Source organism: Streptomyces sp. PA03-5A (assembly GCF_033792725.1).
GTDB lineage: Bacteria > Actinomycetota > Actinomycetes > Streptomycetales > Streptomycetaceae > Actinacidiphila.
This window is the reverse complement of the sequence record NZ_JARAVL010000001.1, coordinates 28,794-41,857: the sequence shown is the minus strand read 5'-3', so window position 1 is coordinate 41,857 and position 13,064 is coordinate 28,794. Positions and strand designations below refer to the sequence as shown.

At 72.3% G+C, this 13,064-nt stretch carries 12 protein-coding genes; 8 read left to right on the top strand and 4 right to left on the bottom strand.

Features of this window, described 5'->3' with window-relative positions; genetic code table 11:
• Positions 1–16 precede the first annotated feature (16 nt).
• Together PV410_RS00225 and PV410_RS00220 are read left to right on the top strand one after the other, a co-directional pair.
• Complete coding sequence (locus PV410_RS00225; RefSeq protein WP_500321520.1) at positions 17–1,795, top strand: SulP family inorganic anion transporter; 1,779 nt, start codon at positions 17–19, stop codon at positions 1,793–1,795.
• 91 nt (positions 1,796–1,886) lie between these two features.
• A complete protein-coding gene (locus PV410_RS00220; protein ID WP_500321519.1) occupies positions 1,887–3,881 on the top strand; it encodes an ABC transporter ATP-binding protein in 1,995 nt (664 codons plus the stop codon).
• Positions 3,882–3,939: 58 nt separating this feature from the next.
• Here PV410_RS00220 and PV410_RS00215 read toward each other — a convergent pair whose 3' ends face one another.
• Together PV410_RS00215 and PV410_RS00210 are read right to left on the bottom strand one after the other, a co-directional pair.
• Positions 3,940–4,293, bottom strand: coding sequence for a Zn-ribbon domain-containing OB-fold protein (locus PV410_RS00215; RefSeq protein ID WP_500321518.1), 354 nt, complete (start codon positions 4,291–4,293; stop codon positions 3,940–3,942).
• Positions 4,294–4,342: 49 nt separating this feature from the next.
• Positions 4,343–5,047 (bottom strand): TetR family transcriptional regulator, encoded by a 705-nt coding sequence (locus PV410_RS00210; RefSeq protein WP_500321517.1) that lies wholly within the window; start codon positions 5,045–5,047, stop codon positions 4,343–4,345.
• Positions 5,048–5,150: 103 nt separating this feature from the next.
• Between PV410_RS00210 and PV410_RS00205 the strand changes: the two genes are divergently transcribed.
• Genes PV410_RS00205 through PV410_RS00195 form a run of 3 tightly spaced genes read left to right on the top strand, consistent with a single transcriptional unit; the run spans position 5,151 to position 8,119 of the window.
• Positions 5,151–6,302: an acyl-CoA dehydrogenase family protein gene (locus PV410_RS00205; protein ID WP_500321516.1), complete on the top strand. Its 1,152-nt coding sequence runs from the start codon at positions 5,151–5,153 to the stop codon at positions 6,300–6,302.
• 31 nt (positions 6,303–6,333) lie between these two features.
• Positions 6,334–7,119, top strand: a complete 786-nt coding sequence (locus PV410_RS00200; RefSeq protein ID WP_500321515.1) for an electron transfer flavoprotein subunit beta/FixA family protein — start codon at positions 6,334–6,336, stop codon at positions 7,117–7,119.
• 37 nt (positions 7,120–7,156) lie between these two features.
• A complete protein-coding gene (locus PV410_RS00195; protein WP_500321514.1) occupies positions 7,157–8,119 on the top strand; it encodes an electron transfer flavoprotein subunit alpha/FixB family protein in 963 nt (320 codons plus the stop codon).
• 85 nt (positions 8,120–8,204) lie between these two features.
• Here the strand turns inward: PV410_RS00195 and PV410_RS00190 are convergent, their stop codons facing one another.
• A complete protein-coding gene (locus PV410_RS00190) occupies positions 8,205–8,837 on the bottom strand; it encodes a TetR/AcrR family transcriptional regulator (protein ID WP_500321513.1) in 633 nt (210 codons plus the stop codon).
• Between the two features lie 90 nt (positions 8,838–8,927).
• On the opposite strand from PV410_RS00190, the gene PV410_RS00185 reads away from it, so the two are divergent.
• The 3 genes from PV410_RS00185 to PV410_RS00175 all read left to right on the top strand — a co-directional run bounded on the left by PV410_RS00185 (position 8,928) and on the right by PV410_RS00175 (position 12,461).
• The gene (locus PV410_RS00185) at positions 8,928–10,304 is read left to right on the top strand and encodes a GH1 family beta-glucosidase (RefSeq protein WP_500321512.1); all 1,377 of its coding nucleotides are present in this window, start codon (positions 8,928–8,930) and stop codon (positions 10,302–10,304) included.
• 94 nt (positions 10,305–10,398) lie between these two features.
• Positions 10,399–11,664 carry an MFS transporter gene (locus PV410_RS00180; protein WP_500321511.1) on the top strand — a complete coding sequence of 422 codons (1,266 nt, stop codon included), beginning with the start codon at positions 10,399–10,401 and terminating at the stop codon, positions 11,662–11,664.
• A 242-nt stretch (positions 11,665–11,906) separates the two neighbouring features.
• Positions 11,907–12,461 (top strand): HPP family protein, encoded by a 555-nt coding sequence (locus PV410_RS00175; RefSeq protein ID WP_500321510.1) that lies wholly within the window; start codon positions 11,907–11,909, stop codon positions 12,459–12,461.
• A gap of 7 nt (positions 12,462–12,468) precedes the next feature.
• Here PV410_RS00175 and PV410_RS00170 read toward each other — a convergent pair whose 3' ends face one another.
• Positions 12,469–12,987: a BBE domain-containing protein gene (locus PV410_RS00170; protein WP_500321509.1), complete on the bottom strand. Its 519-nt coding sequence runs from the start codon at positions 12,985–12,987 to the stop codon at positions 12,469–12,471.
• Positions 12,988–13,064: the final 77 nt, after the last annotated feature.

Below are 13,064 nucleotides of genomic sequence, written 5' to 3'. Positions count from 1 at the left end.
CGGGGAGGATGGGCCCATGCCGTCCGCCGTCTCCAAGCCCGCCCCGCCGCCCGCGAGGTCCGCCGCCAAGCGCGGTTGGCGCGGACTGCTGCCGGGCCTGGCCACCCTCGTCGGCTACCGCAGGGCATGGCTGCGCGGCGACCTGCTCGCCGGCGTCACGGTGGCGGCGTACCTGGTGCCGCAGGTCATGGCGTACGCCGAACTGGCCGGGCTGCCGCCGGTCGCCGGGCTGTGGGCCGCCCTCGCCCCGCTCGCGCTGTACGCCCTGCTGGGGTCGTCCCGGCAGCTGTCGGTCGGCCCGGAGTCCACCACCGCGCTGATGACGGCGACCGCCGTCGCGCCCCTGGCCGCGGGGGACCCCGGCCGCTACGCCGTGCTCGCCGCTGCGCTCGCCGTGGTGGTCGGCCTGCTGGCCGTGGTGGCGTGGGCGGTACGGGCGGGCTTCGTCGCCGACCTGCTGTCGCGCCCGGTGCTCGTCGGCTACCTCGCCGGGGTGGCCTGCATCATGATCATCGACCAGCTGCCCAAGCTGACCGGGGTGCCGGTCACGGGAGAGGAGTTCTTCCCCCAACTGGTCTCCTTCGTGACGCACCTGCCGCAGGCGCACGCGGGGACGGTGGCCTTCGCCGCGTTCGCGCTGCTCTTCCTCTTCCTCGCCCAGCGGTACGTCCCCCGCGCGCCCGGTCCGCTGCTCGCCGTGGTCGCCGGCACGGTCGTCGTCGGCGTCTTCGGGCTGGAGGCGCACGGCATCGCGGTCATCGGCGAGGTCCCCTCCGGACTGCCCCGGCCGGCCCTCCCCACCCCCGGCGACCTGGCCCACCTGCTGCTGCCCGCGGTGGGCGTGCTGCTGGTGGGCTACACCGACTTCGTGCTCACCGCACGGGCCTTCGCCGGACAGGACGCCGACCGCCTCGACAGCAACCAGGAGTTGCTCGCCCTGGGCGCCGCCAACCTCGGGTCGGGCGTCCTGCACGGCTTCCCGGTCAGCAGCAGCGCCAGCCGCACCGCGCTCGGCGTCTCCGCCGGCAGCCGGACCCAGCTGTACTCCCTGGTGACGCTGGTGGCGGTGGTCTGCGTCCTGTTGTTCCTCAACCCGGCGCTGTCCGCGATGCCCTCCACCGTCCTCGGCGCCATCGTGGTCTTCGCCGCCTGCCGGCTGATCGACCTCGCCGGTTTCCGCCGTCTGGCGTCGTTCCGCCGCCGCGAACTGGCGCTGGCCCTCGCGTGCCTGGTGGGCGTGCTCGCCCTGGACATCCTGTACGGCGTCATGGTCGCCGTCGCCCTGTCGGTGGCGGAGATGCTGGTGCGGGTGGCCCGCCCGCACGACGCCGTCGAGGGACTGGTGCCGGGCCTGGCCGGCATGCACGACGTGGACGACTACCCCCAGGCCCGCACGATCCCCGGTCTGCTCGTCTACCGCTACGACTCGCCGCTCTTCTTCGCCAACGCCGAGGACTTCCGCCGCCGGGCCCTGGCCTCCGTCGACCGGCAGCACGACCCGGTGCGGTGGTTCGTCCTCAACACCGAGGCCAACGTCGAGGTCGACATCACCGCCCTGGACGCCCTGGACGCCCTGCGCCGCGAACTCGCCGCCCGCGGCATCGTCCTCGCGCTCGCCCGCGTCAAGAAGGACCTGCTGGACGACCTGGACGCGTACGGCCTGACCGGGTCGGTGGGCCGGGAGCGCATCTTCCCCACCCTGCCGACGGCGGTCGAGGCCTACCGCGCCTGGGCGGAAGGCGGCGCCGACGGGGGCGGGAACGGGACCACCGGGAGCGGGGACGGGGCGCACTGACGGGAGCGGGCCACACGGCGCCGCCGTGAGGAGCACCCTGTGGGAAGGCCGCCACGGCACCGCGCCGCGGCCGCCGCCGAGGGGGACGCTCATGACCAGGCGGAAGCGGCAGGAAGCCCCGGGAAACCCGGACGTCCTCGCGCCGGAAGAGGTGTCGGAGTCCGAACGGCTGCTGTTCGGCGGGCCGTTGCGGTACGACATGGGCTGGAACAAGCACGACGGCTCCTTCCTGGAACTGGGGCTGCGGGCGATGCTCCGGCGGCTCCCGCAGCTCGTCGCGACCACCGTGCGGCTGGCCCACCGGGCCGATCCCCGGGCCCTGCGCGTCGTGGCGCTGGCCGAGGCGGGCCGCGGTGTCGCCCAGGCGGTGGGCCTGGTCGCCGTCAACTGGGTGCTCGCCCGGCTGCTCGTACCCGGCGGGACCGCCGAGCGGCTCACGGGCGCGGCCCCGGCGCTGGTGCTCGTGGCCGCGGCCGCACTGACCGGGGCGGTGCTGCGCTCGGTCTCCACGGCCGGCACCGGCAAACTGGAGCCGACCGTGGAACGGGCGGCCACCGAGATGTACCTGGAGCGCGTCGCCCGTGTGGAGCTCGCGGCCGTGGAGGACGACGAGTTCCACAAGCTGCTCGACTCGGCGTCCTGGGGCGCCGCGTCGGCCCGGCGGATGATCAACTTCTGCTCGTCGGTGGTCAACGCGCTGATCTCGCTGGTCGCGGCGGCCGGCGTGCTCACCGTCCTGCACCCCGGGCTGCTCCCGCTGCTGGCGGTGATGACCCTGCCCAGCGCCTGGAGCGCGCTCACCATCGCCCGCCGCCGCTACATCTCCTTCCACAACTGGGTGCAGCACGCCCGCGCCGGGCAACTGCTGGGACGCCTGCTGATCGAGACGGAGGCGGCGCCCGAGGTCCGCGTCCACGACCTGGGGCCGTTCCTGCTGGGGCACTTCAGGGCGATGGCCGAGAACGGCGAGCGGGAGCAGACCCGGCTCGCGCGGCTCGCGGCGCGCACCGGACTGGTCGCCTCGGCGTGGACCGGGGTGGCGACGGCGGCCACGTACGGCGCCCTGGGGACGCTGCTGTGGAGCGGGGCGATGGGGCTGTCCGTGGCCGGCACGGCGGTGATCGCCATCCGCACCGGGTCCTCCGCCCTGGACCGGCTGGTCGTCCAACTCGGCTACCTGCACGAGGAGGCGCTGTTCGTCGCCGACCTGGAGCGGTTGTGCGCCGAGGCGGACCGCCGGGTGATCCCGCGCGGCGGGCTCGACCTGCCGGAGCGGGTCGAGGCCGTCCGCTTCGAGAAGGTCACCTTCAGCTACCCGGTCACCGCCGCCGCGGCGCCCGGCACCCCGCTCGTGCGGCCGCCGGCCCTGTGCGAGGTCGACGTCACCATCCCCATCGGCCAGGTCGTCGCCCTCGTCGGACGCAACGGCAGCGGCAAGACCACGCTGGCCAAGCTGCTGTGCGGGCTGTACACGCCGGACTCCGGACGGATCCGCTGGGACGGCGTCGACGCGGCCGACGCCGACCGGCGGCAGATCACCGACCGGATCGCGCTGGTCTCGCAGGACGCCTACCGCTGGCCGTTCACCGCGCGGGTCAACGTCGGGATCGGCCGCCCCGACGCCCTGCTGACGGACGAGCGCCTGGACGCCGCCGCCCGCTACTCCGGCGCCGACGAGGTCGTCGCGGGCCTGCCCCGCGGCTGGGACACGCTGCTGGGCCGCGGGTACAAGGGCGGTCACGAGATATCCGGCGGCCAGTGGCAGCGGCTCCAGCTCAGCCGGGCCCAGTACCGCGACGCCCGGATCCTCATCGTCGACGAGCCGACCAGCGCCCTGGACGCCCAGGCCGAGCAGCGGGTCTTCGACCTCATCCGGGAGCTCGCCGCCGACGGGCAGACCGTCGTCCTGATCACGCACCGCCTGCACAGCGTCCGCCACGCCGACGTGATCTACGTCCTGGACGGGGGACGCGTCGTCGAGCACGGCGCCTTCGCCGACCTGATGCGGCCGGGCGCGGGCACGGGCGACTTCCGCGAGATGTACCTGCTGCAGTCCCGGCAGTACCAGCACCCCGAGCACAACTGACCCACGGGACCGGCCCGTCGGGGGGCCCGGCCGGGGGCGCGTTGCGGGGCCAGGGCGACTACCAGGTGTACGGGGACACCGGCGGCTCGCAGAGTTCGAAGACGAGCTCGCCCGCATCGGCGCGCTCCGTCCGGGCCACCCGCACGCGGGCGCCGCTGCGCACCTGCATCGGCAGGGCGCCGACGATCCGGCCCCGTACCGAGAAGCCCTCGGAGAGGTCGACGAGGGAGGCGTCCCGCATCGAGCGGACGATCACCCCCGTGCCGTCGCTGCGTACCTCGTCGAGCTCGGTGGAGGCGCAGGTGGGGCAGAGGAGGCGCTGGAAGGCGGTGTTGCCGCACCAACGGCAGCGCTGGACCAGCAGCCCGCCGTCAACCGATTCGTCGTGCGCGTCGAGAGTCCGGTCATTCATGGCGCACACGATATGGCACTCAGTGCACTTTGAAAAGGCACTCAGTGCCTTAAGTGAGGGAGTCCTCCTCCGTCAGGCCTGCCTCGATCTCCCGGACGACCCGCCACATGGGCGTCCGCCGCTTGGTGATCACGATCACCACGTCGTCCTCCGCCTCCGGGGTGCCCTGCCGGGGGGCGCCGTCCCCGTTCCAGGCGGCGCGGACGAACTCCATCGCGTGGTCCACGGCCGCGCCGGCGTCGCCCTCCGCACCGGAACGCAGCCATGTGCGCAGGCCGTTGTTGTGGGCGGCGACCACGGCCGCCGCGATCACGTCGGCGCGGAGCTTGCCGTCGGGGCGGTCCGCGTAGCGGGCCCCGAGGTAGTCGGCGATCGCACGCTCGTAGCGCCACACGACCGAGAGTTCGTACGCCCGCAGCCCGGGCACCTGCTTGGTGAGGCGGTAGCGCTGCACGGAGAAGGTCGGGTTCTCGGCGTACATGGTGAGCACCAGGCGCGCCGCGTCGCAGACCCGCGTCACCGGGTCGTCCGTGTCGGCGCTGGCCTCCAGGAAGCGGGTCATGTCGGCGAGCGCGCCCTCGTGGTCGGGGAAGACCACGTCCTCCTTGGAGGGGAAGTAGCGGAAGAACGACCGGCGCCCGACGCCGGCGAGGGTGACGATGTCGTCGATCGTCGTCGCCTCGTAGCCGCGTTCGAGGAAGAGCTGGAAGGCCGCTGCGACGAGGGCGTCCCGCATCGGGGGCTTCGTGGTCATGGAGGCGAACCTAACACCGGGGGTCAGTCGATCGATGGCACTGAGTGTGCATAATTGAGGGTACTCGATGCCATGGAAGCTGACGCGGACTGGAGTAACGGACGTGAGTGACAATTTCGACCTCTTCCGGACGTCGGAGGAGCACGACATGCTCCGGGACGCGGTGCGTTCGCTGGCCGAGGCGAAGATCGCGCCGTTCGCGGCCGAGGTGGACGAGCTCGGGCGGTTCCCCCAGGAGGCGCGGGACGCGCTGGAGGCGAACGACCTGCACGCGGTGCACGTGCCGGAGGCCTTCGGTGGCGCGGGTGCGGACGCCCTGTCGACGGTGATCGTGATCGAGGAGGTGGCGCGGGTGTGCGCCTCCTCCTCCCTGATCCCGGCGGTGAACAAGCTGGGCTCGCTGCCGGTGCAGCTGTCGGGCTCGCAGGAGCTGAAGGCGAAGTACCTCGGGGCGCTCGCACGCGGGGAGGGGATGTTCTCGTACTGCCTGTCGGAGCCGGAGGCCGGCTCCGACGCGGCGGGGATGAAGACGCGTGCGGTGCGCGACGGGGACTTCTGGGTGCTCAACGGCGTCAAGCGGTGGATCACCAACGCGGGCGTGAGCGAGTTCTACACCGTCATGGCGGTGACCGACCCGGAGAGGCGCTCCAAGGGGATATCGGCCTTCGTGGTGGAGAAGGGCGACGAGGGCGTGTCCTTCGGCGCCCCGGAGAAGAAGCTGGGCATCAAGGGGTCGCCCACCCGCGAGGTGTACTTCGACAACGTACGGATCCCCGCGGACCGGATGATCGGCGCGGAGGGCACGGGCTTCGCCACGGCGATGCGCACCCTGGACCACACGCGCGTGACGATCGCGGCCCAGGCGATCGGCATCGCGCAGGGCGCACTGGACTACGCCAAGGGCTACGTCAAGGAGCGCAAGCAGTTCGGCAAGGCGATCGCCGAGTTCCAGGGCATCCAGTTCATGCTGGCTGACATGGCGATGAAGCTGGAGGCGGCGCGGCAGCTGACGTACGCGGCGGCGGCGAAGTCGGAGCGTTCGGACGCGGACCTGACGTTCTTCGGTGCGGCGGCCAAGTGCTACGCGTCGGACGCGGCGATGGAGATCACCACGGACGCGGTGCAGCTGCTTGGTGGTTACGGGTACACGCGGGACTACCCGGTGGAGCGGATGATGCGCGACGCCAAGATCACCCAGATCTACGAGGGCACCAACCAGGTCCAGCGCATCGTCATGGCCCGCAACCTGCCGTAATCAGCAAACCGAGAGTGTGGAGGGACATCAAGTGAGCTTGAGGATCGTTGTCGCAGTGAAGTACGTGCCTGATGCCACGGGTGATCGTCACTTCGCGGGGGATCTGACCACGGATCGGGATGCGGTGGATGGTCTGCTGTCGGAGCTGGACGAGTATGCGGTGGAGCAGGCGCTGCAGATCGCGGAGGCTGCGGACGGCGCCGAGGTGACGGTGGTGACGGTGGGTCCGGAGGATGCGAAGGACGCGTTGCGCAAGGCGTTGTCGATGGGTGCGGACAAGGCGGTCCATGTCGAGGACGACGGTTTGCATGGCAGTGATGTGATGGGGACGTCGCTGGTGCTGGCGAAGGCGGTCGAGCACGTGGGGTTCGATCTGGTGGTGACGGGGATGGCGTCCACCGATGGGACGGCGGGTGTGGTGCCGGCGTTGCTGGCGGAGCGGCTGGGTGTGCCGCAGGTGACGTTGCTGTCGGAGGTGAAGGTAGAGGGCGGCATCGTGACGGGTCGTCGGGATGGTGACTCCGCCAGCGAGCTGCTTGAGGCGTCGTTGCCGGCGTTGGTGTCGGTGACGGATCAGTCGGGTGAGGCGCGGTATCCGTCGTTCAAGGGGATCATGGCGGCGAAGAAGAAGCCGGTGCAGTCCCTGGATCTGTCGGATCTGGGTGTCGATGAGGGCCAGGTGGGTCTGGCGGGTGCGTGGAGCACGGTGGATGAGGCGGTGGCGCGTCCGCCGCGGACGGCCGGTGTGATCGTGAAGGACGAGGGCGAGGGCGGCAAGCAGCTCGCGGAGTTCCTCGCGGGCCAGAAGTTCATCTGAAGCGTCTTCCATCGAGTTCGCAGGAGTAGGTAGTCCCATGGGTGAAGTCCTCGTTTATGTCGATCATGTGGATGGTGCGGTCCGCAAGCCGACGCTGGAGTTGCTGACGATCGCGCGTCGGCTGGGTGAGCCGGTGGCCCTCGCGTTGGGTGCCGGTGCGGAGGCGACCGCGGGTGTGCTGGGTGAGCATGGTGCGACCCGGGTGCTGGTCAATGAGGCTGCGGAGTTCGCGCAGTTTCTGGTGGTGCCGAAGGTGGATGCGCTTCAGGCGGCTGCGCGGGTGGTGAGTCCGGTGGCGGTGCTGGTGCCGTCGTCGGGTGAGGGCAAGGAGGTCGCGGCGCGGCTGGCGTTGCGGTTGGGGTCGGGCATCATCACCGATGCGGTGGATGTGGTGGCCGGTGAGCAGGGTCCGGTGGCGACGCAGTCGGCGTTCGCGGCGTCGTTCACGACGAGGTCGCGGGTCACCACGGGTGTTCCGGTGATCACGGTGAAGCCGAATTCTGCGCCGGTGGAGGCTGTTTCGGCGGCGGGTGCGGTGGAGGAGCTGGCGGTGGAGTTCGGTGCGCTGGCCGCGGGTACGAAGGTGGTGGCGCGTACGCCGCGGGAGGCGACGGGGCGTCCGGATCTGACGGAGGCCGCGATCGTGGTGTCCGGTGGCCGGGGTGTGGGTGGTGCGGAGAACTTCGCGGTGATCGAGGCGCTGGCTGATTCGCTGGGTGCGGCGGTGGGTGCGTCGCGTGCGGCGGTGGACGCGGGCTGGTATCCGCACACCAATCAGGTGGGTCAGACGGGTAAGTCGGTGTCGCCGCAGTTGTACGTCGCGGCGGGGATCTCGGGTGCGATCCAGCACCGGGCGGGTATGCAGACCTCGAAGACGATCGTGGCGGTGAACAAGGACCCGGAGGCGCCGATCTTCGAGCTGGTCGACTACGGCGTGGTCGGTGACCTGTTCGCCGTGGTGCCGCAGCTGACCGAGGAGGTCACCGCCCGCAAGAGCTGACCCCGGCACACCACCGGCCGGCAGCACACACCCACCGGAGCCCCGTGACGCCCCCTGACGGCACCACGGGGCTCCGGCGTGTCCGTCACCCGCCCAGGTAGCCCCGCAGCAGCCGCTTGCACTCGGCGATCAGCACCGGATCGCCCTCGGGGTCCCGGCGGAAGGCGAGTCGCAGGACCGCGTCGGCGGACTCGAGGGCGACGTGCAGCCGCACGCGCGCGGCGGCCTGGTCCTGGTCGCCGAGCAGCCCGCCGACGAGGAACCAGAGCCGGTCGGCGACGGCCGCGTTGTTCTCCAGCACCGCGTCGAGGAGGTGGACGCTGCGGGGGTCCTCGCGGCCGATCGCCCCGAAGTCCACCACGCCGAAGCCCGGTACGGCGCGGCGCATCGCGACGTACTCCTCGATCGCCAGGTCCACCATCGCCCCGATCCGCGGCGGGCGTTCGGCCTCCACCCGGCGGGCGAGCCGGTCGGCGAAGTGCCCCAGGTTCCGTTCGGCCAGCGCGCCCAGCAGCCCGTCGACGCCGGGGAAGAACTGGTACAGCGTCCCGATCGGGACGTCGGCGCGCCGGGCCACCTCCTTGGTGGTGAGCGCCGTGTAGCCGACCTCGTCCAGCAGGTGCGCGCAGGCGTCCAGGATCCGGTCGAAACGTTCCCGGCTGCGCTGCTGCACGGGGCGACGGCGGAGGGGGCCGGACGGATCGGTGGGTGCCTGCATGGTCCCACTCTGCCGGATCGGGTGTACGTTGGCGAGGCCCAACATGAGCAACCCTCATGTTCTCCGCGTACGGCAGAGGAGAGGATCCCGATGTCCCCGCTTCCCGCCTCCTTCAGCTGGGGTGCGTCCACCGCCGCGTACCAGATCGAGGGCGCCGTCGCCGAGGACGGCAAGGGGGCGTCCGTGTGGGACACCTTCAGCGCCCGGCCCGGTGCGGTCCGCGACGGCCACACCGGTGAGGTCGCCTGCGACCACTACCACCGCCACACCGCGGACGTGGCGCTGATGAAGGGCCTCGGGCTCGACGCCTACCGCTTCTCGATCTCCTGGCCGCGCGTCCTGCCGGAGGGCCGGGGCCGCGTCGAGCCGCGCGGACTCGGCTTCTACGACCGCCTGGTGGACGAACTCCTCGCCGCCGGCATCACCCCCACGCCGACCCTCTTCCACTGGGACCTCCCGCAGGCGCTGGAGGACGGGGGCGGCTGGCTGAACCGGGACACGGCCCGCCACTTCGCCGAGTACGCGGCCGTCGTCGCCGGGCGCCTCGGCGACCGGGTCACGCGCTGGATCACCCTCAACGAGCCCTTCGTCCACATGGTGTTCGGCTACGCCTTCGGCACCCACGCCCCCGGCCGCGCCCTGATGCTGGAGGCGCTGCCCGTCGCCCACCACCAGCTGCTCGGGCACGGGCTCGCCACCGCCGCGCTGCGCGCGCACGCCGCCGTCCCCGCGCAGGTGCTGATCGCCAACAACTGCACCCCGGTGCGGACCCGCGAGGGCGCCACCGACGCCGACCACGCCGCCGCCGCGGCCTACGACACGCTGCACAACCGGCTGTTCACCGACCCGCTGCTGCTCGGCGGCTACCCCGACCTGTCCGCGTACGGGCTGACCGACCCGACGTGGGGCGGCGTGGTCCACGAGGGCGACCTCGCGGTGGTCGCCGCGCCCCTCGACGGCCTGGGCGTCAACTACTACAACCCCACATGGATCGCCGCCCCTTCGGCGGAGGCCGGCCTGCCCTTCGACATCCTGGAACCGGACGCGGCCGTCCCCGGTCCCCCGTACCCGCGCACGGCCTTCGGCTGGCCGGTGGTGCCGGACGGCCTCACCGAACTGCTCACCGGTCTCGACGCGCGGTACGGGGCCGCGCTCCCGCCCGTCTGGATCACCGAGAACGGCTGCTCCCAGGCCGACCACCCCTCGGACGACGGCGAGGTCCGGGACGAGGCCCGCATCGACTACCTGCGCACCCACATCGAGGCCGTCGAGACCGCGCACGCCCGCGGGGTCGACGTCCGCGGCTACTTCACCTGGTCGCTGCTGGACAACTTCGAATGGGCCGAGGGCTACCACCAGCGTTTCGGGCTCGTCCACGTCGACTACGCGACCCAGCGGCGGACGCCGAAGGCCTCCTACCACTGGTACCGGGAGCGCATCGCGCAGGCACGCCGCACCGCGCCCTGATGCGTCCGTATCCCTTGGCGGCCCGCCGGCCCGGCACTACACTCGCGCGAACATGAGATGACCTCATGTTCTCGGGTGCTGCAGGGGGAACCGCATGCGCCACACCGGTGAGGACGCCGCCCACACCCCGGACACCCTGTCGGCCGAACCGGTCGCCCGGGTCCGTCCGGCCTGGACCGCCCTGCTCAGCCTGGCCACCCTGGCCGTCTTCATGGCCTTCATGACCCCGATCCAGATCCTGCTGCCGCTGCAACTGGAACACATCGACCCGGCCGGGAAGCACACGGCGCTGTCCTGGGTGACCGGCGCGGGCGCCCTGGTCGCGATGGTCGCCAACCCCGTGGCCGGCGCCCTGTCCGACCGGACGGCCTCCCGGTTCGGGCGCCGCCGGCCGTGGATCGTCGGCGGCGCGCTCGCCGGGGCGGCGGGACTGCTGGTCACGTCCGGTCAGCACACCGTCCTCGGCGTGGCCCTCGGCTGGTGCCTCGCCCAGGCCGGGCTCAACGCCATGCTCGCCGGGGTCACCACGCCCATCGCCGACCGTGTGCCGGTCGCCCAGCGCGCCGAGGTCTCCGGGTGGACCGGCATCACCCAGTCGCTCGGCCTGGTCATCGGCGCCGTCGTCACGACCACCGTGGTCACCGGGGTCGCCTCGGGCTACGCGACGATCGCGCTGCTGACCGTCGTCCTCGCGCTGCCCTTCGTGCTCCGCTTCGGCGAACCCGCGCTGCCCCGTGCGCTGCGTCCGCCCCTCGACCCGCGGCGCCTGGTCGCCGGCCTGTGGGTGAGCCCGCGCCGCCACCCGGACTTCGGCTGGGCCTGGCTGACCCGCTTCCTGATCAACCTGGGCAACGCGATGGGCACGCTGTACCTGCTCTACTACCTCACCGACTCGGTCGGCCTCGAGGACCCCGACACGGGCGTACTGGTCCTCACCCTGATCTACACCCTGTGCGCGGCGCTCACCGCCGTCCCGGTGGGCGTGCTCTCCGACCGGGCCGGCCGCCGCAAGGTCTTCGTCCGGCTCTGCGCCGTCGTCATGGCCCTCGGTGCGGTCCTGCTGGCCTGCGTCCACACCTGGCCCGCCGCCATGGCCGCGGCCGCGGTGCTGGGCGCCGGCTTCGGGATCTACCTGGCCGTGGACCAGGCCCTGGTGACCCAGGTCCTCCCGGCCGCCGAGAACCGGGCCAAGGACCTCGGCGTCATCAACATCGCCAACTCCGGCCCCCAGGTGCTCGCCCCCGCCGTCGCCGCCCCCGTCATCGCCCACCTCGGCGGTTACACCGGCCTGTACCTCGCGACCGCGCTCGTCACGCTGCTCGGCGGTGTGCTCATCGCCCAGGTGCGTGCGGTCCGTTAGGGCCACGGCGGATGAACTCCCCGGCGCGCCCCCGGGCGGATCGATAGAGGCCTTCGATCAAGCGATAGGAAGGCGGTCTTGGACGTGCCCCGCGCGGCGACGCCACGATCGAGGGCGTGATCCCCGTCGTCACGGAAGAGCCGCCGTGGGCCGGATACGGGGATGGTTCCGAGGAGTCCCCATGCTGATTCCGCGCGCCCCGGGGGCCTGTGCCCCGCCCCGCCCCGAGACCGGTCACCCCCATGGCGACTGACACGCCCGGGGCGACCAGGACCGCCGACGCCGCGCCCCGCCAGGCGGAGCCGGCGCCCGAACGCCGCCGCAAGCACCACCTGCCGCGGCTGCCCCCGCGGACGATCGCCTCGGCGGCCGTCACGACCTCGGTCGGACTGGCCGTGCTGGTGGCGCTGGGCACGCTCACGCACCAGACGGTGCTCGTGCCTCCGCTCGCGGCCACGATGGCGATCGTCACCGCGACCCCTGAATCCCCCCTCGCCCAGCCCCGCCACGTCATCGGCGGCCACATGCTGTCCTGCCTCGTGTGCTTCGGGGTGCTGGCCCTCGGCTGGCACGGCCCCTGGGCCGCCGTCGTGGGCTGCGGCATCGCCTGCGGGCTGGTGCTGCTGCTGCGGACGCCCCATCCGCCGGCCATGGCCACCGCCGTCATGATCATGCTCACCACCCCGTCCGCCACCCACTTCGTCCCGTTGCTGGCCGCCGGCACGGTGCTCCTCGTAGCGGTACAGATGGTCTCCTCCCGCTTGAGGCGGCAGGTCTACCCCACGACGTGGTGGTGAGGGCTCATCATCGCGCGGCCGGGATGTTGTGGTTGAACCGGAAGAGGTTGTCCGGGTCGTACCGCGCCTTCACCTCGCCCAGCCTGCGGTAGGTCTCCGGGGCGTACGCCGGCACGGGACGCCAGGAGGCTGGCGTCCGCCGTGTCGGGCCCCGTGCTGAGGCCCGGGGACGACGCCTACGCCGGCGAGTGCTCGGGGGCCAACCTCGCCGTGGCGCACGGTCCTCGGGAAGCATGGGCCGCGCGTGACCTGGCCGGGGGAGCAGCGGTTCCGCGGCCAACGCCACCGGGACCTCTGCCAGGCCCAGCCGGATGGCCACGGCGATCCTGTGGTTGCCGTCGAGCGTCGCGAACTCCTCGTTGAAGCCGAGGCGGAGCGGCACGAGGATCCCGTGCGTGCCGATGTCCGCCGTCAGCGCGTCGAGATGGCGCGGCGTGTCGACGAGGGCGGAGCCCACGACCTCCCGGTCGACCGCCCGGTACCTCGCGACGAGAGCGGTGGGCAGGTGTACGGGCGAATGCGGCATCCGCCCATGATGACCGCCCCGTGACCCGCTCGACCCGAGGCCGCGGTTGCGGCGCCCGGCCGGCAAGCCGGGCGCCG

Bases quoted from the DNA above. Each gene is read 5' to 3' on its own strand.
- PV410_RS00225 (WP_500321520.1), top strand. From the start codon at position 17: ATGCCGTCCGCCGTCTCCAAGCCCGCCCCGCCGCCCGCGAGGTCCGCC.
- PV410_RS00220 (WP_500321519.1), top strand. From the start codon at position 1,887: ATGACCAGGCGGAAGCGGCAGGAAGCCCCGGGAAACCCGGACGTCCTC.
- PV410_RS00215 (WP_500321518.1), bottom strand. From the start codon at position 4,293: ATGAATGACCGGACTCTCGACGCGCACGACGAATCGGTTGACGGCGGG.
- PV410_RS00210 (WP_500321517.1), bottom strand. From the start codon at position 5,047: ATGACCACGAAGCCCCCGATGCGGGACGCCCTCGTCGCAGCGGCCTTC.
- PV410_RS00195 (WP_500321514.1), top strand. From the start codon at position 7,157: ATGGGTGAAGTCCTCGTTTATGTCGATCATGTGGATGGTGCGGTCCGC.
- PV410_RS00190 (WP_500321513.1), bottom strand. From the start codon at position 8,837: ATGCAGGCACCCACCGATCCGTCCGGCCCCCTCCGCCGTCGCCCCGTG.
- PV410_RS00185 (WP_500321512.1), top strand. From the start codon at position 8,928: ATGTCCCCGCTTCCCGCCTCCTTCAGCTGGGGTGCGTCCACCGCCGCG.
- PV410_RS00180 (WP_500321511.1), top strand. From the start codon at position 10,399: ATGCGCCACACCGGTGAGGACGCCGCCCACACCCCGGACACCCTGTCG.
- PV410_RS00175 (WP_500321510.1), top strand. From the start codon at position 11,907: ATGGCGACTGACACGCCCGGGGCGACCAGGACCGCCGACGCCGCGCCC.
- PV410_RS00170 (WP_500321509.1), bottom strand. From the start codon at position 12,987: ATGCCGCATTCGCCCGTACACCTGCCCACCGCTCTCGTCGCGAGGTAC.